The organism is Pirellula sp. SH-Sr6A (assembly GCF_001610875.1).
GTDB lineage: Bacteria > Planctomycetota > Planctomycetia > Pirellulales > Pirellulaceae > JBKCUI01.
On record NZ_CP011272.1, the window covers coordinates 1,061,027 to 1,081,878 of the forward strand.

Below are 20,852 nucleotides of genomic sequence, written 5' to 3' on the forward strand. Positions count from 1 at the left end.
AGTGCTTGGAATGAGTGCCCACACAACATGGACATCAGTACACCCTCCTAAACTCGTGTTTCTGGTTCAATGGGATCACATCGAGGGCGAGTACAATGGAAAGCCAGACGTTCGCCGGATGCAAGTATTCTGCGACGAAGCCAATCTGGACGCAGAGGTAAAGCACCTTGATCGACGGAAGGTCAAATACACGGTGACCAAGTATCTGGCAGAGAGACAGGAACAAGTGCAGAAATGAAAAACATAGGATCAATTCCAGGCAACAACTGGAACAACCTAGACCCAGAACAGGAGTTGGCGGCAATGCGAGGACAACCACAAGGGACCGAAGCGAGAGTCTGCGAGGACATTGCAGAGCGCCAAGCGTTGGGGATTGCGAAGTACGGCAAGACCGTCGCAGAGAATCCGCTAGAGCTGCGAGAGTGGCTCCAGCACGCCTACGAGGAATGCCTTGATCAAGCCGTTTACTTGAAGCGAGCTATCGAGCAGATTGATTACTTTAAGGCAATGATGAAATGAAAAAGACCGACGACGAAACGCTAGTCGCTGCAATGCGGAAGCTAGCTCGCGACATTCGATCAGATGACGGAATCGCACAAGCAGCGATTCGCGAAGCTGCGGAAAGAATACACGACCAGTCGATGGCGCTGCGTGTTGTCGCTACATGGGCTAGGTGCGACGGATCGAGTCCATCGCCAAGGCATAAGGCAATGAAAGACATTGCGGAACATTGCGAACGTGCCTTAGTTCGAAAACAAGTGCGGACCAAATAAACTCACTGACTCCAAACGCTACCGCAAGTGCGAGGTGGCGTCTTCTAAATACCGATCAACCGATTCCGGCATCGGATAGGTATGCAGCTCTCGCAACAGCAGGAAAATTAAAATGGAAAACCAAATGCAACAAACGGTTAGAATTGCACTCCAATGCGGAGTACTTGGCGAAGCAGGTAATTTGTTGAGTTTCTTTGCCAAGAAAGATTACCTGGTTAGCTTTCTTCCAGTTGTTGAGGGCACGCGAATGCTTATTGGAGGTGTTTTGTGGGAAGTCGAATATTCCTATTTTAAGCCAGAGGAGAACGTACAGGTAATTCAGCTCAGCATTCCAAATGAATATGAAGACTATAAACAGCGGGACATGTTAGACAGGTTTACTGGTTTGGGATTTTATGTTTCTGACGATGATGACGAGTGGTATGGATGTGAGTTGTGATTAAAACTGTTAAGTGAAAGGGCATGGGAATGTCGCAAAAGGTTAACGTGATTGCATACGCAGAAGTCTCTCTAGAAGGCCATCACGGGGAGGTGGAGTTTGAGAGAGAAAAGGAATACGATATGGAGTTTATTCCAGTGGGAAAGGGAGACCGTCTGGAAATAGATGGAATGCAATGCGAAGTTATTTGTGTGTGGTACGACGTAGAGAAACGTTTGCAGGTGATAGAAGTTGATTTGTGCTGTGGGACTGAGGAAAAGTACGAGGTTCTGGACGAAGTATTCACAAGACTTGGTTTCCTGCGCACGGATTTGGATTACTTCCGAAGCGGTGACAGTCAAAAGTATTAAACGAAAGGACTTTGCGAAATGGCTCGGCCAAAGATGGAGATTGATAAAGAAAAATGGCTCAAGGCCATTAAGGACCAAGGCGGGATGGTGACATTTGTCGCCAAGCAGCTTGGCATCTCTCGAAACACGGTCGCGAAGTACCGAGACGAAATCGATTGGGTTAAGGAAGCCTTCGAGGACGTTGAAGCCGAGACCCTTGATCACGCGAACAAAACGATTCAAGCCGCTGTGAAGGAAGATTACAAGGCCGCTGCGTGGTATCTCGACAGGAAGGGCAAGGATCGAGGCTTCGGGAAAGAGGTCAAGGTAGACGCCAACGTATCGCAGCAAGCGGTTATTCATCTCCATTTGCCAGACGACGGGCGAGAGGATCCGGCAGCAGCGGATGAATAAGCCCGAGAAGCCACCCATCAAGACGATACAGCCACAGCCAGGGCCCCAGACAGCTGCGTTTACCTCCAAGGCCGACATCATCATTTACGGTGGTCAGGCGGGAGGTGGTAAGTCTTGGTATTTGGTTAATGAACCACTTCGGAGAATCCACAATAAAGGTTTCCGAGGAGGCATCTTTCGCCGTACTTACCCCCAGCTAAAAGGCCAGGGCGGGGTTTGGGATGAGTGCCAGGAGATTTACAGAGCTTGCGGCGCTCGAATGCGGGAGGGGCAGGAGCTCGATGCGACATTTCCTAGCGGAGCGAATATTGCATTCCTTCACCTCCAGCACGAGAAAACCAAATATGACTACCAAGGACACCAATTCTGTTGTGAAGTCGGTACGAGGATTAGAACCATTCGCGGACTTGTCGCCGTTGAGGATCTTAAAGACGGCGACCTGGTGCAAACCATTGGAGGATTTCAGAAGGTGCTTCGAGTACAGCAGCCTCGGCTAGCGAAGTGTGTTGTTGCGACCGTTGGAGACAAGTCGCAGGTTCACACGACTGATCATCAAATTTTGACGGTTAATGGCTGGCAATCTTACGACGATATGTTTTGTGAATCTCACCCACCTTTGATTTCCGCACCCAAGGAATGTTGTGACGCTCGCAAATCTGAACTACCGTCTTGTGAGCTATCCCGAGCTCATTCTGGATCCTTCGATAGCTCCAGCGCTGATCGGCTGCAACCTGTCGAATCAATTCGATTACGTTCGGATCGTCAATGTTCGTCGGTGGTTTCCTCTTCCTCTCCGCAACAATGTCAGGGAAGCGATTCCGTAGGGTTTGATGATGGCATCCAAGCATCGCGGCAGCTTCCTTTATTGACCTGCCTTGCATTGCTGCACGAACGGACTCTCGATTCAGCCTACTTCGCATTTTCTCCGCGTTCCTCTGGCAGTGAATTTTGCGATGCTCGGACTGACTCATTACCTGGAGATTCTCCGGAGCGTTGTTTGATCGAACTTCATCGACATGATGAACAACCTCGCCTTTCTCCAAAAATCTACCAAGCTGGTCTTCCGCCACGAGCCTATGCTGAGCAACAAATCCCCAGCTATTTGCAGCCGGATGATCAGGGGAAAGTTCATAAACATATCCGGACACTAGAACGGTATGCCCACCCCTATACGAAGGCGGACGTTCATTGCTCTTGTCTGGTAGAGGTAAAAACTTGCGAGATGAAACCATGTGGTGAGCGCCTTGTTGTTGATGTGACTGTTGCAAACGAATCACACTACGTTAGCGAATCAGGGCTAATAAACAAGAACTGCTACCTAGGGTTTGATGAGCTAACCCATTTCACCGAGTCCCAATTCTTTTACATGCTGTCGCGGAACCGTTCGACTTGCGGAATCCGGCCCTACGTCCGCGCGACTTGCAACCCTGAGCCGGGGTGGGTCGCCGATTTCCTTGCGTGGTGGATCGATCAGAGCACAGGGTTGGCGATCCCAGAGCGTTCGGGAGTCGTTCGGTATTTCATCCGGGGAAACGATGAAAAGATTTACTGGGGTGATACGAAAGAGGAAATCATCGAGGAATTTCCCGAGTACAGCCCCGAGGACATCCTTAGCGTTACTTTCATCCTCGCCACGCTGGACGATAACAAAATCCTGCAAAAGAAAGACCCGGGATACAAGGCTCGGCTTATGTCGCTCTCGAAGATCGAGCGGGATAGGCTTCTGGGGGGAAACTGGAAGGTTGCTGAGGGGGCGCAGATCAATGGCGAATGGATCAGGAAGTATTCCACGAACGCAGTGGAAATCGAGTGTGTGTTCCAAGACATGCTTCTAAAACTACCGATGGCAATGATGCGGCGAATTGCGACCATCGACACCGCTGGGACATCGAAGGAAAAGGCCGCGAAGGATCGAGGCAAGGAACCGTCCTGGAGCGTTTGCGGAGTCTGGGACATCGTGACGCGCATGAGCGTGAACTACCAAGGGAGAGCGGTGCAGCTCAGCGAAATGATTTTCCTGCGCTACGTGTGGCGAAAACAAGTCGACTGGAACGGATTAAGGCAAGGAATTGACGAAACACTAGATACATGGAACGTGACAAAGGCTTATATTGAAAATGCTCACTTCGGCCAGGCCTTGAAGCAGGAAATCAAGTCTTGCCCATGTGAGTTAATAGGCCCAGTTTTGCCAGGGATGGGAGATCGTGGGGAAGGTGCTAAACTCGAAAGAGCGATCGCATCAGGGATGCTTTCTAGGTTCGAACATGGAAAGATATTTGTGCCGCGCGAGCCAAGCGACTGGCTAGCCGCCTACCTTCGAGAAATTGAGGCGTGGACAGGCAAGCCGGATGAAGTCGCGGACCAAATTGATATGACCTCTTACGCTTCCTACCTGTCGAAAAAAGGCGCTTCGGCTTGGGGTGGTGTAATTCAAACAAACCAAGGAATGATGAGATGAGCGGACAGGCGAAGACGCAAAAGAAATTGGTCGAGGACTTGAACACCAACGACAAAGACCCGTTTCTGAACCTAACAACGGTTGCGCGAGCCCTAGGAAAACATTCAACCACTATTCGCAATTGGGTCAACGATGGCATAATTGCAGCAACCCGATTCCCCAACGGGCTGTACAAGATCCGAAAAAGCGACCTGGAGAAGCTACTGAGCGTTTCTCGCATGAGAGACAACAAGGAGATTCTGGATCGCGTGAGTAACCTTGAAGGCGATTTATAACGGGGATTCAGGACTATGGCGGCTAAACGATGGCTTGGGCTGGTAGCGGCGGTTAAACAAGTTTCGACGATCACCATCAGTGGAACGGTCAACCCGGGCGACACTTTCACCGTTACCTGTGGTACCGCGGCGATCACTTCGACTGCGAGCAGTTCGAATACGACCACGACGGCTAGTGAGCTCCTAACAGCCCTAAACACTCAGGGGAAGCCATCACAGTTCAACGACATGCTTTGGAGCTCTGCATCTAACGTTGTCACCGCGACAGGTGTCACAGCGGGCCAGCCATTCGTCATCACGGCAGGAACGAGCGGATCAGCAACCGTGAACGTTGCAACAACCACGGCGGCGACAGGTCCGAACTTCGCCAACGTCGCTGCAAACTGGAGCGGTGGGACATTGCCGACGACAGCCGACACGATCACGGTGGAAGCGAACTCACCCGATATTTTGTACGGGCTCACATCAAACACGGATGTGATCGCCAAGTTCACTGTGGAGGCTGGGTTCACTGGTCGCATCGGTCTACCAGAGCGAAATGCAAGAGGATACCGAGAGTATCGAGATCAGCATCTTTCGATGAACATCACGGCGCTCGAGGTTGGCTCGGGCCCCGGGCGAGGATCATCGCTGGTCAAGATCGATCTAAAATCGACCGGGACCGCGGTATCTGTGTTCAGCACGGGCCAGCGAGAGAGTGAGGAGGAGGACCCGTTACAACTCAAAGGCGGCACGGCTGCGACGGCTATCATTTCCTCGGGCACGGTATCCATATCCGGAAGAGCCGATGAGGCTAGCGCGTTCACCTCGATCAGCGTTGGTTCAGATGCGACCGTTACTTGTGGGGTCACTTGCACCCATACGAGCGTCACCACGCGAGGGACTACCACTCTTGCGGCCGCTGTCACCAATCTTGTCGTGCAGGGTGGTCAGTGCATTTGCTACGGCCAAGTCACCAACGCCAACATCACCGCGGGCAGTTTTGTCTATCGGGCGTCCGATACGATCGCTGATTTGGATGTTGGCCCAGGTGTTTTGGATTGTTCAGACATTCGAGCCAGAACAATCTCGGCGCTCGAGCTTCGACCAGGTGCGCAAGTGATCGATCCTTACAAGACGATCACCGCGACGGCAATCACGATCGGGACCAATGTCAAAGGCTTGACGGTTCAGTAAAAACTCTAGTTTATCTAATAACTCTAAGAACTCGCGCTATCTGTTTGGACTGCTCGAATGAACCTGCATGATTGCAGGCATGAGCAAGTTCACCAAAGCAGTCTTGAAGGTTGGCGAGTACCACAGCCCGGATCAAACGGTTGTGGTTACTCCTGAGCGCCTGCAGCACTGGAAAGAACAAGTCGATCGCCTCCAAGGTGCCGGGTACGCTATTCCGATGCACTGGGACCATGCTTCGAATAAAGACATGGACCTTCTGGAGCCAATCAAGCTCGACACTCTGAGACGCAACAAAGACCGATCAGCCAAAAACACGGTCGGAAAGCTCGTTGCGTTTGATGTAAGCCAAGACGGAAGATCCGCAGAGATCACCGTAGAGGCTCTCAATAAGTCCGCAAAAGAATCGATGGAAGCCAACTCGGTTTTCGTTTCCCCTGTGATCTTCGAGCAGTGGAAGGACGGCGCGGGCAATCAATACACCGACACCATCGGGTCTGTCGATTTGGTCGATTACCCGGTTGATTACAAGCAAGGCCCGTTCGTGCCTGTTGCGGATGCGCGAATGAGCTGCGTAATCCGAATGAGTTCTGCCCCTACCAAAATTTGCCGGTTATCGGAGATGAATATGGACGACGAAAAGAAAGACGACGAAACCAAAGGCGCAGAAGACGTCACCAAGATGAGTGATGACTCGCCGAACGATCCATCTCCCGAGCAGCCAACCACAGGCGGAACCAGCGTTGCAGATGTCCTCGCATCGCTCGCAACTCTGAAAATCATCCTTCCTGAAGACACAACCACCGAGAACTTCCTGGAGCGACTGCGACCGGCATTGTCGACCGCAATCGCGCATGGTGAACAACCCGACAAGGAAGAGGAGCCAGCCTCCTCGCTACCGCCAGAGGAAGAACCAACGGTTGTTACGAGCCCGAATATCGCTGCGATGAGTGCGCGACTTCGGGCTTTTGAAAACACTCTGATCGAGCAAGGTCGCGAGAACATCAAGAAGCGATTCGACGCGTGCCTGAAATCCGGTCGCATCAGCCCGAACGAGCATGGCCAAATGCTCAAGCGCGTTGGCGTTCAGAAGATGAGCCTCGATGAGTCCAACAAGGTCGTGGCTGGCGATGTCGCATTGTGGCTTGAGTCGCGAGAGTCTCTCCCGGCGGGTGCCGTTTGGAGCCCTGAGGAGCGCATCACGCGAATGGGCGTCACTGATGTGGACCAACCAGGTCCTGTTGATCATTCACGATCCATTTCAGCCAAAGAGGAAGCCGCAGCGGTTGAGGCCCTCATGAAGCGCAGCCGCTAAATCACCAGTGATCTAGCAATTCCATCCCAAACCAAATGTTTTCAAAGAGAGTCTAAATCATGTTAGGTGCAGGTCACTTCGGTATCCCAGGTGTTAGCGCAGCACAGTCGACCTACGAAGCAGAATTGCTTTGGGGCGGTGACGAATCACGAATCCAGGTTCTTCGCGGGGCAGGTCGAATCCTATCCAGTGCTGTCGATGCTGGAAACACTCCGACCTCGGTTCTCCGAAAAGGTCTTTTGCTCGGGAAAGTCACGGCTTCCGGAAAGTTGAAGCAGTGGGATCCCGATGGAACCGATGGCTCTCAATTCATCGATAGCATCTTGCCTGTCGAATCGCCTACGACAGACGGATATGGCACGGCGGTGGAGCGATTTGTTCCAACCTTTGTTGCCGCTCCCGTCAAAGCAAGCCAGCTTCTCATCGAGGGATCAGCCTTGGTTGGTTCAACGGCTGAGTTCCAGGCACGCCGAGCGTTGCACGAAATGGGATTCCGTCTCGATGACGACCCCCAAGGCTACTTGGCCGGTGTGAACCCTCGATCGGCGAGCAAGAGCACCGACTACACGGTCGTTCACGCGGACAACGGAACGATCTTCTACGCGGACACCGCGAACGCGACATTCACCCTTCCTGCCTTGCGAGCTGGGTTGTCATTCGAGTTCGTTCGAACATCGGATCACAACTTGGTAGTCGCCTCCGCAGAAGGGGACAACATGGTTGTGGGTAACGACGCATCCGCCGACTCGATCACCTACTCCAGCGCGGGAAATCGTCTTGGGGCTCGGATTCGAGTTCGAAGCGAGTACTTCGGAACAACCCTTAAGTGGATTCCAGAACTCGTTGTCGTTCCGTTCACCACGGGAACCTTGATGACTATCACTCTTGCAAGCTAATTCACGCGAGCACAGCGGAACCACTTTTTCAGATTCACTTCAGTACGAGAGATAAAACAAAATGGCTTCACTTCAATCATTGCTCGCGCCACAGGTATTGACCAAGGTAGTAAGCCAGGTTGCTTCTACTTCGGACTGGCTCACGAATCTGTTCGGTGTTACGCCGGGCGGTGTGAACGAATGGGACTTTGGACACGGGCGGCACGGGGCGTACAACATCTACGACAACGTTCGGAAGGTGGCACAGGGGCGAGCCCCTGGAGCCGCTGCCGGTCGCCGGGCCGCGAACCCGATGAAGCAAGTCGCGTTCACCTATCCGCGTATGCACGATTCGGTTTCGCTGCTCGCGGAAACGATCCATAACCTCGGAATGATCAACGATCCTGCCAAACGCGACGAAGCAGGGGCGAATATGATCAGCCGCCAAACCGAGACGCTCGGGCAATTGGCTGCCAACTGGAGGAAATCCATGCTGATCGGTGCTCTTCGTGACTCGCTCTACATGGGCTTCAACGGTGACACTCAGTACGTCACCTACAGCAGCGCCGGAAATGCGATGCAGATCCCTTTTCAGATGCCAGCGGCCAACAAGAGCCAACTGAACATGCTGGGAGCCGGGAATATCATCAGCGCGACTTGGGCGAGCGATTCGACCGACATCGGGCTTCAACTGGGGAACATCAATGCTGCTTTCCAACGGCTGAACGGTGGACATCTCGGGGCGGTTATCACCAACTGGGGAGTCTGGAACTACGTGATTCAGAACGCGTTCATCCAGGCTGTTCACGGAACGGCTGCACCTCCTTTCATTCAGTTGACTGGGCCAGAAACAGACGACCGAATCGCACGCACGATGAAAAACGTGTTCCGCGCTCGTCTCTCGATTGCTCCGAACGTCATTTGGTACATCACCGATGAAGGCTTGGAAGTCGGGGCACCAGGAAGCGAATCGTTCGAAAAGATTTGCGAAGACAACAAGGCAATCTTCGTTGGCTTCGAACCAGGCCAAGACGACGTTCTCGGAGCTTATATCGGTAGCGAGCCTATCAGCGAACGAGATGGAGATCCTGCGACGGTCAAACGAGGAATGGCGGCTTGGTCGGTCGATCGATCGAACCCAACATCCACGGATTTGTTCGTTCTCGACAACTCCTTGATCGTGAACCACATCCCGACTTCGATCGCCTACGGAACCGTTGTCTTCGGCTAATTGGCGTCCGGTTTCTAACCAAACACATCCCACAACTATGGTTGTTACCAATGCCTCTTACACCCCTGACCGACAGCGAGACGCTAGAACGCTTCCTCTCGGCTGAGGGACTTGTTTCCTTCACCGAGCACGATCAGCAAGGATCGGACGGACTGATCACCGATGATTGCATCACCTACGCGGACGGTTTTCTATACGGCCGACTCGCTTCGCGTTTCCCTCTCGATTCGATCGCGAGAGCAACCATCGTTACCGAGTTCGCGACAGTCATCGCGGCACGGACTCTCTGCACTCGCCGAGGGAACCCAATCCCCGAATCACTCGAGCGCCGGTATCTCGAAATCGTCGAAAAGGACGGTCTTCTCGATCAGATCATTGCGAAGCAAATTGTTTTGATTGACGAAAACGGGAACCTTCTCGCAGGATCGAAGGGGCAATACCCATCGGTCTCGAATCTCACTATTGATCGCCTCTATCCGAATCAACGAGTTCGCGTTGTTCCTCAGACGTCGACGCATGTCGATAGCACGCAACGACGCGACACCCAACGATTCTTCGGAGGTGCTGGGTAATGGGAGATTTACCATTCCATGGACGCAAGGAAGACGCGCGGCGAGCTGTCGCGGCTCTGATTGGGCAATTGACGGGCAAGACGCCGGACCAAGGCGGGTTGGCTCGCAGCGTTTTCTATTCGATCGGCTTCCAGGCCATTTCGGACATCCAGGAGGCTTTCATTGTCAAAGCTCGCGGAGGGACTGGGGAGGATGGCGTTCGCTGGCCCCCACTATCCCAAGCGTACCTCGCATACGGCCGACGCTTTGGACCGGGGGAGAAAGCCGAACTAAGGCGAGCCGCGGGGCTTGGCCGTGGAAACAACCGAGGCATCGGAAAGAACTCGGGGCTACTCACCGCGGCACAGCAAAAGCGATGGAGGCAGATCTACTCGCAAAAGCTCGCTTGGTTAGCGCCTCGCAAGTCGTTGGCAGAGGCAAAAGCAATCGCCGCATCGATCGCATGGAAAACGATCAAGGAAGAGGGCGCGAAAACGAAGCTCGAAGTTTACGGAAATAGGCAAGTGGACATCCTTCGCGATACGGGAATTCTTTTCAATTCCATATCGCCTGGATACTTCGATGGCACCAACTATCAGAAACCAACAGGGGAAGGGGGTGATCAACAAGTCTTTATGCCGCTGACGGACGGAATCGTTGTTGGAACCACGGTCAAATACGCCGGGGCGCACAACGAGGGTAAGGGCGTACCGAAGCGACAGATATTCCCTGACAAAGTTCCTCCCGTTTGGGTGGAGCGATGGACCAAAGTGGGCATGCAAGCGGTCTCCGCGTTCCTTCGTCGTTCGTTGGAGGCCGCTTGATGCTTAACGCTGAAACATACTTCCTCGAAGCTGTTCGGGATGTACTTCGAAAAAAGCTAAGTCTTGGAGAGTTGCAATGCGACTGCGAACCGGACGAACAGATACCAGCGATCGCAGGAGATATTTACTTCGCTGTGATCCCTGGAGGAATATCCCCAGGAGCAAAGCAAAACACCTCCGGTGGCGTTCAGGATGTTATTCACTCCGTCCAGGTCGCTGTCATTAGCCGAATCCTTTCTGCCAGCGATCGAAAGCGAAGTATTTTCTTGACTCGATTGAAAGGGCTCAACCATGAAGTAAGTCGCGTAATGCTCGCACTTGATTGGCAAAACGACGTGATGAGCCTTGCAAATGCCAAGCTGTATCAAGACTACCCAACAGCCAAACCGTTTATTGAGACCTTGCGATTGTCGCGAGTGGATGCAAAACCAAGGATGGTGACAGGCGAAATCTATGGTGGAGGCCATACCGCCAAGGACGGAACCACGGACTACATCGCGATGATGCGAAGCGTGTACTTCGGAGGCATGCGACGAATCGAGTACATCAACCAGCTAACGCCAACGGGGAGGGTGTAACCATGCTTTGGAAGTGCCCTAGCGTTACGGCCGTTCCCGCGTTTGCCAGCAAGCTCACCGAGGAATCACAGCGAGTTTCGGAGATCCTCGCATCGATCAAGCCATTGCCAAATGCAACGACGAACTCGGGGATAGTGATCCCCAACGAACGAACACACAAGCAACCAAACTTCGCGTTTTGTGCAAATCCGAAATGTGCGGAAAACGGGCTCGAATTCCGTTTCCAAATCGAAGATACCTTGATGCCATGCCCCAAGTGTGGCGCGACGCATGCCCCTTTGGTTGGCATGTTGGCAAAGACGCATCTACTGGTTCAAGACCGTATGGGCCATTTGGTTGGCTCCGGTGGTTTGCGATACCGCATAGCATGCGACACGGAAAACAAACGACACGTAATCTCAACCCCCGAGAATCACGAGTTGGCAACAGGCGATCGGCGAATAGCGAACTGCCTCGACTGTTTGAAAGTCACTACTCCAGATTTAACGGGACACGCTTTACACGCGAGGTAAGAAAATGGGATTCGTAGCAGGTGCATATTTAATTGGATACAACTCGAAGGTTTGCGGGCAGTCCGCGGAAGGGATCATGTTTGAACGTCAACTGTTCAAGCGATTGATCACTGGCGATTGGATGGGCCAAGCTCCACAGGATGCCATTTACCTCGGGATGGACCTCACGTCGATGGTGACGTTTATCGAGGCCGACGCCGCAGCAATGGCAGACATTATCAAACCCTACAACGGGGCAGCAACGACGCTCACCAATGCCGTTGTTGGCGTCATGGATCGACAGCACGCGGTTGTGAAATCGTTGGTACTCACGTCGCTCCTCACTGGGACGGTCATCAACGCCAACGGCGGAACGGGCGCGACATCTGTGAACCCGCTGACTCGTACCCTCCCTCGATCGATCCTCGCAGAGAACTACCCCGTTCGGGAGCTGTTCGGTACGCAACTCCGAGATGTTCCTATCAAGTTCCGGCACTACCCGACGCCTCACGTTCAATCCACGGGCGTTGGCGGCGGTGAGTTCGGGACCGAGACCTAACAGAAGGCAAACCATGCAATCCCCCACCATGCTTAAAAGTGAACCATCGCTCAAACTTGATACCGGCCGAAGATCTTTCGAGATCGTTGTCGATGGCAAGCCCGAGCGTTGGGAGTACGACGTTCTGGAAATCAAGCTGATCATCGAAAGCTTGGAGCGAACCGCAGGGATGCGGGTTGATGACTCACCGAACGTCAAGAATCCAACGATCGAGTTTTTGCAAGCGCTCGCATCTCAGTTGGAATTGCAAGAATGCAAAGGATGCACACCCACCGCAGCGTTTCGGATTTACAACGTGGTGAACACGCAGTTTGCCACGATGAATACGGATATTCAGGAAACAGTCGACCGCATCGTGAGTGGAGCATAGCGAATGGAAGAGACCGGGATTGTAATCCGGCTCGTTGACGGTTCTCCCGAAGAGCAGGCCGCATTCAACCAGCCACCGCCGAACTTCAACCAGGACAGCGGAACCCCTGCGACTCCTCCAGTCTCCACGGATACCACTGCGCCATCATCGCCAAACGCACCACAGGCCCCAGCGGAGAGTGCAGCGGGGCAGGCGGGTAATTTATCGGCCGACCTTCTAGCGAGCTTACGCGATGCAATGCTCACGCTTGCGGATCGATTTGCGCCCGAGTCCTTCCGGATACCAATCGAACGACTTATCAACGCTTTGGCGCCTCGGGACGCGGACGGAAATACCACCGTTCCGCCTCCGGTGCAGAATCCAGGATCCGCCGATCAACCGCGGGTGATCCCGCCCGTTCAGCCAGTGAATCCAACACCACCTCCGAGCGATGAAACTAGAAACGAGTCGGGAACCACCTCGGGGCTTCGAACTGCGTTCCGTTTCGTGCGAGATCGCGGGAACCAGTTCCTGGGGAGAACTCGCGTTGGCCGCGCAGCTCAACGAGCGTTCCGTACAGGCTCACAATTCGCACAGAGAGCCGTTCGAGCAGCAGGACGAACAAGAACAGGCAGGGCAGCGCTAGGCTTTGCCAGACGAGCCGGGACCGCAGTAGCGACCCGTCTCGGATTTGGAGCAGCCAGCGGGGCGGCAGCAGCCGGGGGAACCAGCGTTGCTGGGGGCGCTGCCGCTACCGCTGGAGCAGCAGGGGCAGGAGCCGCAGCCGTTGCAAACCCTGTAGGGCTTGCTGTTGGTGCAGTGGTAGCATCCTTTGCGGCCGCAGCAGTGGCTGCCAAACTGTTGAGCGACAAGTTCACGGAAGAAGCGGGGAAAATCGAGAACTATTCGGCATCTGTCTCACTTGCTCGCGCGAGGGCACAGGTAAACACCGAAATGAACATGCTCGATCGCGCGAATAAGGTCGGTGGATCATTTGGAAGAGTAGAAGAGTCCAGAGGGAATGTTTCCAATCAAATGGAAAAGCTTTGGACCGACATTCTTGGAAGCATTAAGGTTATCGAACCTATATTGGTTTCGCTTAACGATGGCGCGGCGATCCTTTTGGCGGAAATGCGAAAGGGAATCAACAGTCTCGAAGGGGCTTCGGCTGCAATTGATCTAGCAATAGCGAGCTGGACTCCAGGAAAGGACGATGATGCGAAAGCGGCGGCGGAGATTGCCGATCTTGTCAAAGAACGGCGAGAGATCGTGAAAGAGCAGGCTGAACTTATGAAGCACATGGCTTCTGCTTGGGGGGATAAGGAGAAATTGAAACAGACTGAACCTGACCCCATGTTAATGGCGATTCTTGCTATGGAAATAGACGACGACGGAGACCCGAAGCCTAGACGTAAAAAGCCGGGAGAGAACTAGGATGGGTCTTTCAATCGTCACATACAACGGATACCAGTTCCCAGATCGCAGTAATGTCGAAGTAGATGAGGAATTCGTTTACGACCAGGCGGACTGGACTGTCATTGAGACCAAGTTCGTTGTGCGAGTTACGACACTCATCACCAATGAGGAACAATACAACTCGCCAGTGTTCAACTCATCTCTTGAGCCAGATGCACAATGGCAGAACATCGCCGCGTTCGCTGGACCTACCATGCACCGAGCAAGGCAGGCACTAAGTAAGGCTGGGGGGCAGCTTAGCATCCTCCATGACGGATTTGGACCACACTTAGAGATCAATCAATCAGCGGGGGGGGTTAGGGATGTTTCCTGGGGCCCGAAGCCAAGAATTCTTCGATGGACCCCCGTTGGCCATACGCACGCTGTTGAGGTTGTTTGGGAGTGCGAATTTCGAATACCGATTTGCAGTGGAGACGCGCCCCCAAAATTCACGGGTCTAAAATCACACAACTACGAAATTGGATTCTCTTACGACGACAAAGGGTACACGACACGCACAATCAATGGGCGAGTTGAGATTGCTCTTACAAGACAACTCGGGGGAAGGGCTCTAGTCGATTCGGTCGATCGCTATCGAAACCTGATCGATCACGCGAAACCTGACAACTTTCGACGAACCGTAGATTGGAACATATCCCTGGATAAGAGGGTAGCGAACTACACGATCATCGATCGCGAAATCAGCAGCCCGAACGCTTGGCCGCAGGGGGTCGTCGATATTCAGGCGAAACATCGTGTTAACTGGTCAAGAGCTGTTCAGCTAGCGCGAGTCTCGAATTCCATTTCGATGACGGTAGAGCTTGCCCCGACTGAAAGCAAATCGCGAGCTTGGCTTATTTTTCGTGGACTATTCCAGAAGCGAATCAACTTTTCCACTGACACCGTATTTATCTATTCTCTCGATGTTGAAGAGGAAATATTTTCGAACCGAGTTTCGTTTTCGCTGAACTACTACTTTCTGAGTCAGCTAGACGTTATCAACGTCTTCAATCAGTCCGGATTGTTCCAAACGGTTTCGGATGAACTCGATAACTGGGCTGCATGGAGCACAAGCACGAAAGTCTTGCAGCCTCTCCAGGGTGGGCAATCGCAAGTCCAGTACGGATACTCTGGATTGAAGCATGAGCCCCAAATCGAAAGGATTGTTGACCTATGCGACAACTTTCCTGGAGGAGGTGGGGATTATCCAAACGTATTGACCAAGCCTACGGTTCCGCCTCCATCCCTCTGCAACTCCAAGCCACCTGCGGATAAGAGCTGGCTCAAATACGAGGCGGTCTTCAAGTACAACGAAAATAGTCCAGCCTATACCGCTGTGAGCCTTCGCGAGAACGATCTTCTACACAAGACTTTCAGCCCCAGCAACATCGACGCAGCCCTGCCAGATGTGGAGGAAGAAGGCGCGACTCGATGGATTGAAGAAAGGGCCGGTTCGCAGGAGTTCATTTTGCAGGGGTATGCTGAGCGAGTCGGGTATCAGATACCGAAGCCTGGAAGGATTCTAGTCGGAGGCAACTATTACAGGCCGATCGGTAAGGGCGTCTATGCTCAAAAGTTCATGGGTACGCACTTTTGCCAGCCATTGTTCGCAGCAGTTTGGAAGCAAAAGTATCGACTCGATCGCCCATTGACCAAACTCAACCCTAAAGACGAAAACGGGGGCGTTGAATGATCATCACCATCGATACAACGACCGGGACCATTTCTCTAGTGAAGGCTTATCGGGCCATCGCGAAATTCGAACAGTCATTGGAAATTACCGCAACAGGGAACCTTCGACCAACCATAAAGTTCCTTGGGCAAGTCTCCGGATGGCTGCGAGACAACGGATTCAACGATGCGACGCTTTCAGCGGCTTGGCAATTCTGGATCATCGTAAATCGTCTTTGCGTTCACTCAAAAGACACGATCGAGACCGACGCAGAGGTTGCGTTCTGGTACGGAATCGATGCCTCCAAGCTATCGGAAATTGAGAAGCTAGGATTCATCCAGAATGTTGATAAGCTGCGATGCAGAAAACGCATTGCGGACGGCGACTTTGCGAAGACGGATTACGAAGGTGTTTATTACCTCTACCTAACCGCCTTTGAAGATGAACAGCTCGCGCAAAAGATGAAGTCGAAAGCCTTCGCCGCGTATGTGGAAGAAAAGACACGCAAGCAAGGGGTTAAGTCGTGACGACAATTGAATTCCAGACACAAACATTTGTAGGAGCAAACCAGCCCACAAATGTCACATTTGAACCACCAACAGAAAAGAAGCGAACGACCAAGGCGCATACGGGGACCTATGTCCCCACCGTCTACTTCCGAAACTTCCGCGACCTTCCCCCATTCGACTTCCGAGCCGTTCAGGCCATGTTGCAAGATCCAGAGGTTCGCCTTTGCTTAGCGATGCGAGCCGCCCCGGTGCAGTCGGTGGAGTTTGCCTACAAAGATGGGAAAGACGAAAACGGCCAACCGGTATGGAAGCCAGGCGTTAAGGCTCGCAATCCGATCGTTGGGGAGTGGGTGAATCGGCAACTCCAGGCTATTTGGAACAACTACCTTCCAGGTGTTCTTTCGTCCCAGGTTTGGGGGTGGTCTGGAGGTGAAGTGATTCTAAAGCTCACCGATGCAAACTTGATCGAGATCGATCAGCTTCTTCCAAGACACCCGCAAGACTGCCGATTAATGGAGATCAAGAGCACAGGAAAGCCCTGGGGAGTTCGCATCAATGGCGTTCAGGGCGGTGGCGCAATTCCGGTTCCGTTCCCGTATTCATACTTCGTGCGTTTCCGACCGGAAAACGGAGAGAAGTACAGCTACTCGATTCTATTGGGAGCGTTCAGCCCTTGGGCCGATAAGTGGCTCCGAGGTGGGGCCCTCGATACGCGACGCCTCTACATGCACAAGGATGCTTATGGCGGAATGAAGGTGTTCTATCCGAACGAAGGGATACCTTTGGACGATGGGAGAATCATTCCAGCTCGGGACATTGCCTTGCAGCTTGCAGAGCAAAGAATGTCTGGAGGTGTGATAACGGCGCCGTCGGAAATGGACGACCAAGGAAACCCTAAGTGGAGAATTGAAGATGCCACAGTAGCCAGCAACCCAGCTCACATTCTTCAGTATCCCAAAGACCTCGACCAAGAAATTCGAAAGGGGATGGAGATCCCTGACGGTGCTATCAGCAACGATGGTTCCGGGGCCTGGGAGGGAAAGTCCATCCCGCTTTCAGCATTCTATGCGGGCCTCGATTCGTGGGTGACTCAGATTCTTGCAGACCTTCGGAGAACGCTCGACCCGATTGCCGAGCTCAACTGGGGATGTGTTCCTGAGTACGAGATTTGCCACAAGCCGCTTGCCCTCCAGGCAATGGAAATGCAGGGCGCGAAGAGAAAGGACGCACAGCCAGGCTATGGGATGCAAATCCCTTCGTTCGACCCTATCCAGGCGGTCGGGCGTGGCGTTCTTGATGCCGGGTCGATGGTCAGGGCTGCGAGAATGGCCATCAAGGTTCGAAAGAAGAAGGACTCTCCAACAATCCCCTGTGAGACCGTCGAATCGAAATGAGCGACCTAGTATCCGATCCGCTGGAAATGGTGTTCGGTAAATCGATCGTCGGGGCAGAATTGATCTACTCCGAGGCTCGACGGGAAATTTTGCGCGCCATCGAGTCGAGCTTTGAGCCATTCAACACAGACCGCATGATCCGTTCCACAACAGCGGTTCTCAATCGAATGTCCCCGCTGATGATCGATCATCTCACCGATACCGACATGGCTGGATTCGTCACCGGCATGAATGACCTTTCGAAGCAGTTCCCCGCGTGGTTGTGGCGAGAGTTCACCACCGGAATCAGGACGTTCCAAACTCCTCCACCTCTCCCGCCAAACTACTTCCGGCTGATGGATATGTTCGATCCGGAGCCGAGATTGCGATTCCCGTTGATAGAGAAAGCAGCGGAGCGACTGAGCCAGCGAAACGTTCTTACCCGAGACCAATGGGAAGCGGCCAGCATCGACGCGCGAGAGCGAGCGTTTTTCATCACTGGCGATGTGACCAACGACACTATCGCAAAGGTTCGCGATGTGATCGTGAACGACCTGAACGAAGGCGCATCGTTCAAGGAGTTCAAAAAGAAACTCGGCGACACGCTGGAGAAATCCGGAATAGGTCCAGCCCGCGTGGAGAACATCTATCGAACAAACGTACAGGCCGCTTTTCGAGATGGTCGCGAGACCCTTGTCAGTGATCCAATCGTAACAGAGCTGTTCCCTTATCAGCGATACATTGCTGTCCACGACAAGCGAGCCAGGCAGACCCATAAGGACTTAGAGAAATTCGGGCTGAGTGGTACAAACATCTATCGGCGAGATGATCCTTTCTGGGATCGATTTACACCCCCTTGGGATTATCAATGTAGGTGCGGAGTTCGGCCAATGACCGTTGATGCGGCCGCACGCGCAGGAGTCGAGGAGGCTCGACAATGGCTCAAGACGGGTGTTCCTCCGGAGCGCCCAGAATGGCGAGATAGTTTCATTCCGTTTCCACATAACCCCAACTTTGGAACACGCGGAAGGGTTGCGATAGCAGCATGACAAAGGTCTATGCATACAAATGGATGGTAGGGATAGAGAATCTCGATGACCCGGACGCACTTGGGATGCGAGAGGTGATCATTCCAGACGAAGCCAACGACCCGCGTGACATGTTCATAGAGTGCGCGTTGGGCGCGAAGTCCGGCCGAGCCTGCCTCTACTTTCGTCAAACCGATGCAATTGACCTCATTGACTCTACTGAGGAGCTAACGATTCGTTGTTCCGTTCTGTCGCGAGAGGATGACGCGGAAGTCTTCTCGACGGACCAAACAATTGAATGGAAGGGGTATCTCGCATGCGAAATCTCCGAGGTCGATGAGCTCGGTAATGTGTGGCTGACGCTTCGCGACAAGCGGGTTAAGCTCGAGCGCGCCGGTATAGACAGGGTTTTTAATCAAGTTTTTCTCCTAGCAGTCGATGGAGCCGACAATCCGTACACGTTCTACGATGAGCGGTATTGCAAAGCGTCAAATGTCCCTTACAGCAATACTGAGATCGTCGAGGAGATATTCGGCGCAACGGATTTGACAGTTCCAACCCTTAGCGCATCGCCCACGGAAACACCGGCCAACATCCATTGCAAAGGAAGCTGTGCGGAGGTACTCGATGCATTCCTTGCGACTCTCGGATGCACGCTCAAGTTCGACCCTTTTTCTAACGCCCTAAGCATCGTCAGCCTTTCCGCCTCCTACAGTCTCGCAACTCTGACGACCGCCGAGAGCGAGGGAAGGTTGATCGAGAAAGTAGAGATCGAACTGGAAGAGAAGGACAAGCACGGCGGCGCGATCATTTGGCCAGCGGAACACTTTCCAATTCGAAGCGTGGAAAGCGATACAGGAACCTTCGGAAGCGGCAAAAAGTATGTCGTCATCCGCGATCATGAAATTGCCGACGAAACCTCCAAGACCGTGAAGGCAGCGAGGAAAACGGTAATCCTCCAAGCGGTCGAGGATTGGTTCAAAGCAGAAAGTGAACTGTTTGACGAAACCTACTATGGAATGATTGCCATAGCACCGGGATCCACCATGCGTGAAGTTACTTGGTGGCTATCGAACCATGAGACGGGGCACGCAACGCAGTGCAAGAATTACTCACCCCCTTTCCCTTGGATCAATCGCAAAGAATTTGAGCTACAGGCATGCATAGTCGGGGAAACGACCGATACCGGCCTGCTCAATTCCGACATTGCAAAGGTGAAATACTTCGTTTCGATCGATGGCGGGAGTTATGTCGATTCTGGCTATTTCGTCTATGCGATTGCATACCCGGACAGCATCACGGCGAACACGCGAGTTGCGATGTGGCCGACGGAATTTAAGTGGGTGGCGACTCTCAGCACGTCGTCGGTGAGCGATACGTTAGAACGCTTCCTGATGACCTCCAACTGGTACGGTGGAATCTGCACGGCGACGTTCACCAACCTATCGGAACCAGCATTTCCCGTGATTGCTGGCATTCTTGAAGACCCCGAAGGGATATTCACCGACATCCTAACCGCTGGCAATCGGGGGCTGGCGATTCGAACTCGGTACAACCGCCATTACATCATCCAGGCGAAGTGCAATCAGACACCGGCTCCATCCGACCCAACAGGAGCCTGCGAGGCTTATATCGAGGAGCTCGGCACGATTTGCATCGTGACTACGCTTGATGCGTGTACTGAACTCGGGGGAGATTACGCTGGCAACGGAACAACATGCTAGGAGTTTGCCCCTATGACATGGATGCCATGTTGCTGTACTTCGTCAAGCTCTTCTTCCTCCAGTAGCACCTCGAGCGCGTCGAGTTCTCCATCGTCCTCCAGTTCGCTAAGTTCGTCCTCGGCTTCGTCAAGCTCGGATAGCTCCAGTTCAGATAGCAGCAGCTCCGATAGCGATTCCAGTAGCGACAGCAGCAGCGATTCAAGCAGCGGGAGCGAAAGCAGTTCTGATTCAAGTTCCGAAAGTTCTAGCTCCAGTTCATCTTCCTCTTCGTCGTCTTCGTCAAAGGCAATCCTGGGGTTCTGCTCCTGTACATCGGCGCCAGGTTCGCCTGGGGCTTTCGATGGGGATATTTTCATATCGGAGTGTCGATCGAACGACCCGGGAACTCCCGATGAAGCGTGTGCGGAAGGTTTTTGCGTGTTTTCGTGGAACGAAGCAAACCAAACATGGGATCAGA

26 protein-coding genes and 1 pseudogene are annotated in these 20,852 nt (G+C 53.1%); 24 read left to right on the plus strand and 3 right to left on the minus strand.

Going from position 1 to position 20,852, the window contains the following annotated elements:
* The first annotated feature begins 10 nt into the window (after positions 1-10).
* The 7 genes from VN12_RS04030 to VN12_RS26375 all read left to right on the plus strand — a co-directional run bounded on the left by VN12_RS04030 (position 11) and on the right by VN12_RS26375 (position 2,779).
* A complete protein-coding gene (locus tag VN12_RS04030; RefSeq protein ID WP_146675271.1) occupies positions 11-238 on the plus strand; it encodes a hypothetical protein in 228 nt (75 codons plus the stop codon).
* Positions 235-519, plus strand: a complete 285-nt coding sequence (locus tag VN12_RS04035; protein ID WP_205855166.1) for a hypothetical protein — start codon at positions 235-237, stop codon at positions 517-519. Before VN12_RS04030 ends, VN12_RS04035 begins: the two co-directional genes overlap by 4 nt.
* Complete coding sequence (locus tag VN12_RS04040) at positions 516-773, plus strand: hypothetical protein (RefSeq protein ID WP_146675618.1); 258 nt, start codon at positions 516-518, stop codon at positions 771-773. The genes VN12_RS04035 and VN12_RS04040 overlap by 4 nt, the downstream gene beginning before the upstream one ends.
* Positions 774-885: 112 nt before the next feature.
* Entirely contained in the window at positions 886-1,212 is a 327-nt protein-coding gene (locus VN12_RS04045) for a hypothetical protein (protein WP_146675619.1), read from the plus strand.
* 23 nt (positions 1,213-1,235) lie between these two features.
* Positions 1,236-1,562 (plus strand): hypothetical protein, encoded by a 327-nt coding sequence (locus tag VN12_RS04050; RefSeq protein WP_146675620.1) that lies wholly within the window; start codon positions 1,236-1,238, stop codon positions 1,560-1,562.
* An 18-nt stretch (positions 1,563-1,580) separates the two neighbouring features.
* Entirely contained in the window at positions 1,581-1,955 is a 375-nt protein-coding gene (locus tag VN12_RS04055; protein ID WP_146675621.1) for a hypothetical protein, read from the plus strand.
* Positions 1,956-2,596: 641 nt separating this feature from the next.
* On the plus strand, positions 2,597-2,779 hold the full coding sequence (locus VN12_RS26375; protein ID WP_240491316.1) for a hypothetical protein: 183 nt from the start codon (positions 2,597-2,599) through the stop codon (positions 2,777-2,779).
* Between the two features lie 138 nt (positions 2,780-2,917).
* On the opposite strand, the pseudogene VN12_RS26750 reads toward VN12_RS26375, so the two are convergent.
* Positions 2,918-3,187, minus strand: a pseudogene (locus VN12_RS26750) (HNH endonuclease); the annotation flags it as partial.
* Between the two features lie 23 nt (positions 3,188-3,210).
* On the opposite strand from VN12_RS26750, the gene VN12_RS26380 reads away from it, so the two are divergent.
* The 9 genes from VN12_RS26380 (at position 3,211) to VN12_RS04100 (ending at position 11,235) form a co-directional block, all read left to right on the plus strand.
* Positions 3,211-4,413 carry a terminase large subunit domain-containing protein gene (locus VN12_RS26380; protein WP_240491317.1) on the plus strand — a complete coding sequence of 401 codons (1,203 nt, stop codon included), beginning with the start codon at positions 3,211-3,213 and terminating at the stop codon, positions 4,411-4,413.
* Entirely contained in the window at positions 4,410-4,688 is a 279-nt protein-coding gene (locus tag VN12_RS04065; RefSeq protein ID WP_146675623.1) for a helix-turn-helix domain-containing protein, read from the plus strand. The genes VN12_RS26380 and VN12_RS04065 overlap by 4 nt, the downstream gene beginning before the upstream one ends.
* 15 nt (positions 4,689-4,703) lie before the next feature.
* Positions 4,704-5,864, plus strand: a complete 1,161-nt coding sequence (locus VN12_RS04070; protein WP_146675624.1) for a hypothetical protein — start codon at positions 4,704-4,706, stop codon at positions 5,862-5,864.
* 79 nt (positions 5,865-5,943) lie between these two features.
* Entirely contained in the window at positions 5,944-7,176 is a 1,233-nt protein-coding gene (locus VN12_RS04075) for a hypothetical protein (protein ID WP_146675625.1), read from the plus strand.
* A 59-nt stretch (positions 7,177-7,235) separates the two neighbouring features.
* Positions 7,236-8,072, plus strand: a complete 837-nt coding sequence (locus VN12_RS04080; protein WP_146675626.1) for a head decoration protein — start codon at positions 7,236-7,238, stop codon at positions 8,070-8,072.
* Between the two features lie 61 nt (positions 8,073-8,133).
* Positions 8,134-9,282 carry a major capsid protein gene (locus VN12_RS04085; RefSeq protein ID WP_146675627.1) on the plus strand — a complete coding sequence of 383 codons (1,149 nt, stop codon included), beginning with the start codon at positions 8,134-8,136 and terminating at the stop codon, positions 9,280-9,282.
* Between the two features lie 50 nt (positions 9,283-9,332).
* Positions 9,333-9,854 carry a hypothetical protein gene (locus VN12_RS04090; protein WP_146675628.1) on the plus strand — a complete coding sequence of 174 codons (522 nt, stop codon included), beginning with the start codon at positions 9,333-9,335 and terminating at the stop codon, positions 9,852-9,854.
* On the plus strand, positions 9,854-10,657 hold the full coding sequence (locus tag VN12_RS04095) for a hypothetical protein (RefSeq protein ID WP_146675629.1): 804 nt from the start codon (positions 9,854-9,856) through the stop codon (positions 10,655-10,657). The genes VN12_RS04090 and VN12_RS04095 overlap by 1 nt, the downstream gene beginning before the upstream one ends.
* Positions 10,657-11,235 carry a hypothetical protein gene (locus VN12_RS04100; protein ID WP_146675630.1) on the plus strand — a complete coding sequence of 193 codons (579 nt, stop codon included), beginning with the start codon at positions 10,657-10,659 and terminating at the stop codon, positions 11,233-11,235. The genes VN12_RS04095 and VN12_RS04100 overlap by 1 nt, the downstream gene beginning before the upstream one ends.
* Here the strand turns inward: VN12_RS04100 and VN12_RS04105 are convergent.
* Entirely contained in the window at positions 11,204-11,524 is a 321-nt protein-coding gene (locus VN12_RS04105) for a hypothetical protein (protein ID WP_146675631.1), read from the minus strand. The two genes, VN12_RS04100 and VN12_RS04105, sit on opposite strands and share 32 nt — an antisense overlap.
* A 227-nt stretch (positions 11,525-11,751) precedes the next feature.
* Between VN12_RS04105 and VN12_RS04110 the strand changes: the two genes are divergently transcribed.
* From VN12_RS04110 to VN12_RS04150, 8 genes are read left to right on the plus strand one after another with little or no spacing between them, the layout of a single operon-like run.
* Entirely contained in the window at positions 11,752-12,285 is a 534-nt protein-coding gene (locus VN12_RS04110) for a hypothetical protein (protein ID WP_146675632.1), read from the plus strand.
* Positions 12,286-12,298: 13 nt separating this feature from the next.
* Positions 12,299-12,655, plus strand: a complete 357-nt coding sequence (locus VN12_RS04115; RefSeq protein ID WP_146675633.1) for a hypothetical protein — start codon at positions 12,299-12,301, stop codon at positions 12,653-12,655.
* 3 nt (positions 12,656-12,658) lie between these two features.
* A complete protein-coding gene (locus tag VN12_RS25665) occupies positions 12,659-14,068 on the plus strand; it encodes a hypothetical protein (RefSeq protein WP_168164206.1) in 1,410 nt (469 codons plus the stop codon).
* A 1-nt stretch (position 14,069) separates the two neighbouring features.
* Positions 14,070-15,782: a hypothetical protein gene (locus VN12_RS04130; protein WP_146675635.1), complete on the plus strand. Its 1,713-nt coding sequence runs from the start codon at positions 14,070-14,072 to the stop codon at positions 15,780-15,782.
* The gene (locus tag VN12_RS04135; protein WP_146675636.1) at positions 15,779-16,288 is read left to right on the plus strand and encodes a hypothetical protein; all 510 of its coding nucleotides are present in this window, start codon (positions 15,779-15,781) and stop codon (positions 16,286-16,288) included. Before VN12_RS04130 ends, VN12_RS04135 begins: the two co-directional genes overlap by 4 nt.
* Entirely contained in the window at positions 16,285-17,664 is a 1,380-nt protein-coding gene (locus VN12_RS04140) for a hypothetical protein (RefSeq protein ID WP_146675637.1), read from the plus strand. Before VN12_RS04135 ends, VN12_RS04140 begins: the two co-directional genes overlap by 4 nt.
* Positions 17,661-18,692: a phage minor head protein gene (locus VN12_RS04145; protein ID WP_146675638.1), complete on the plus strand. Its 1,032-nt coding sequence runs from the start codon at positions 17,661-17,663 to the stop codon at positions 18,690-18,692. Before VN12_RS04140 ends, VN12_RS04145 begins: the two co-directional genes overlap by 4 nt.
* Positions 18,689-20,395, plus strand: a complete 1,707-nt coding sequence (locus tag VN12_RS04150) for a hypothetical protein (protein ID WP_146675639.1) — start codon at positions 18,689-18,691, stop codon at positions 20,393-20,395. The genes VN12_RS04145 and VN12_RS04150 overlap by 4 nt, the downstream gene beginning before the upstream one ends.
* Here the strand turns inward: VN12_RS04150 and VN12_RS25670 are convergent.
* The gene (locus VN12_RS25670) at positions 20,392-20,751 is read right to left on the minus strand and encodes a hypothetical protein (RefSeq protein WP_168164207.1); all 360 of its coding nucleotides are present in this window, start codon (positions 20,749-20,751) and stop codon (positions 20,392-20,394) included. The genes VN12_RS04150 and VN12_RS25670 overlap by 4 nt on opposite strands.
* Positions 20,752-20,852 lie beyond the last annotated feature (101 nt).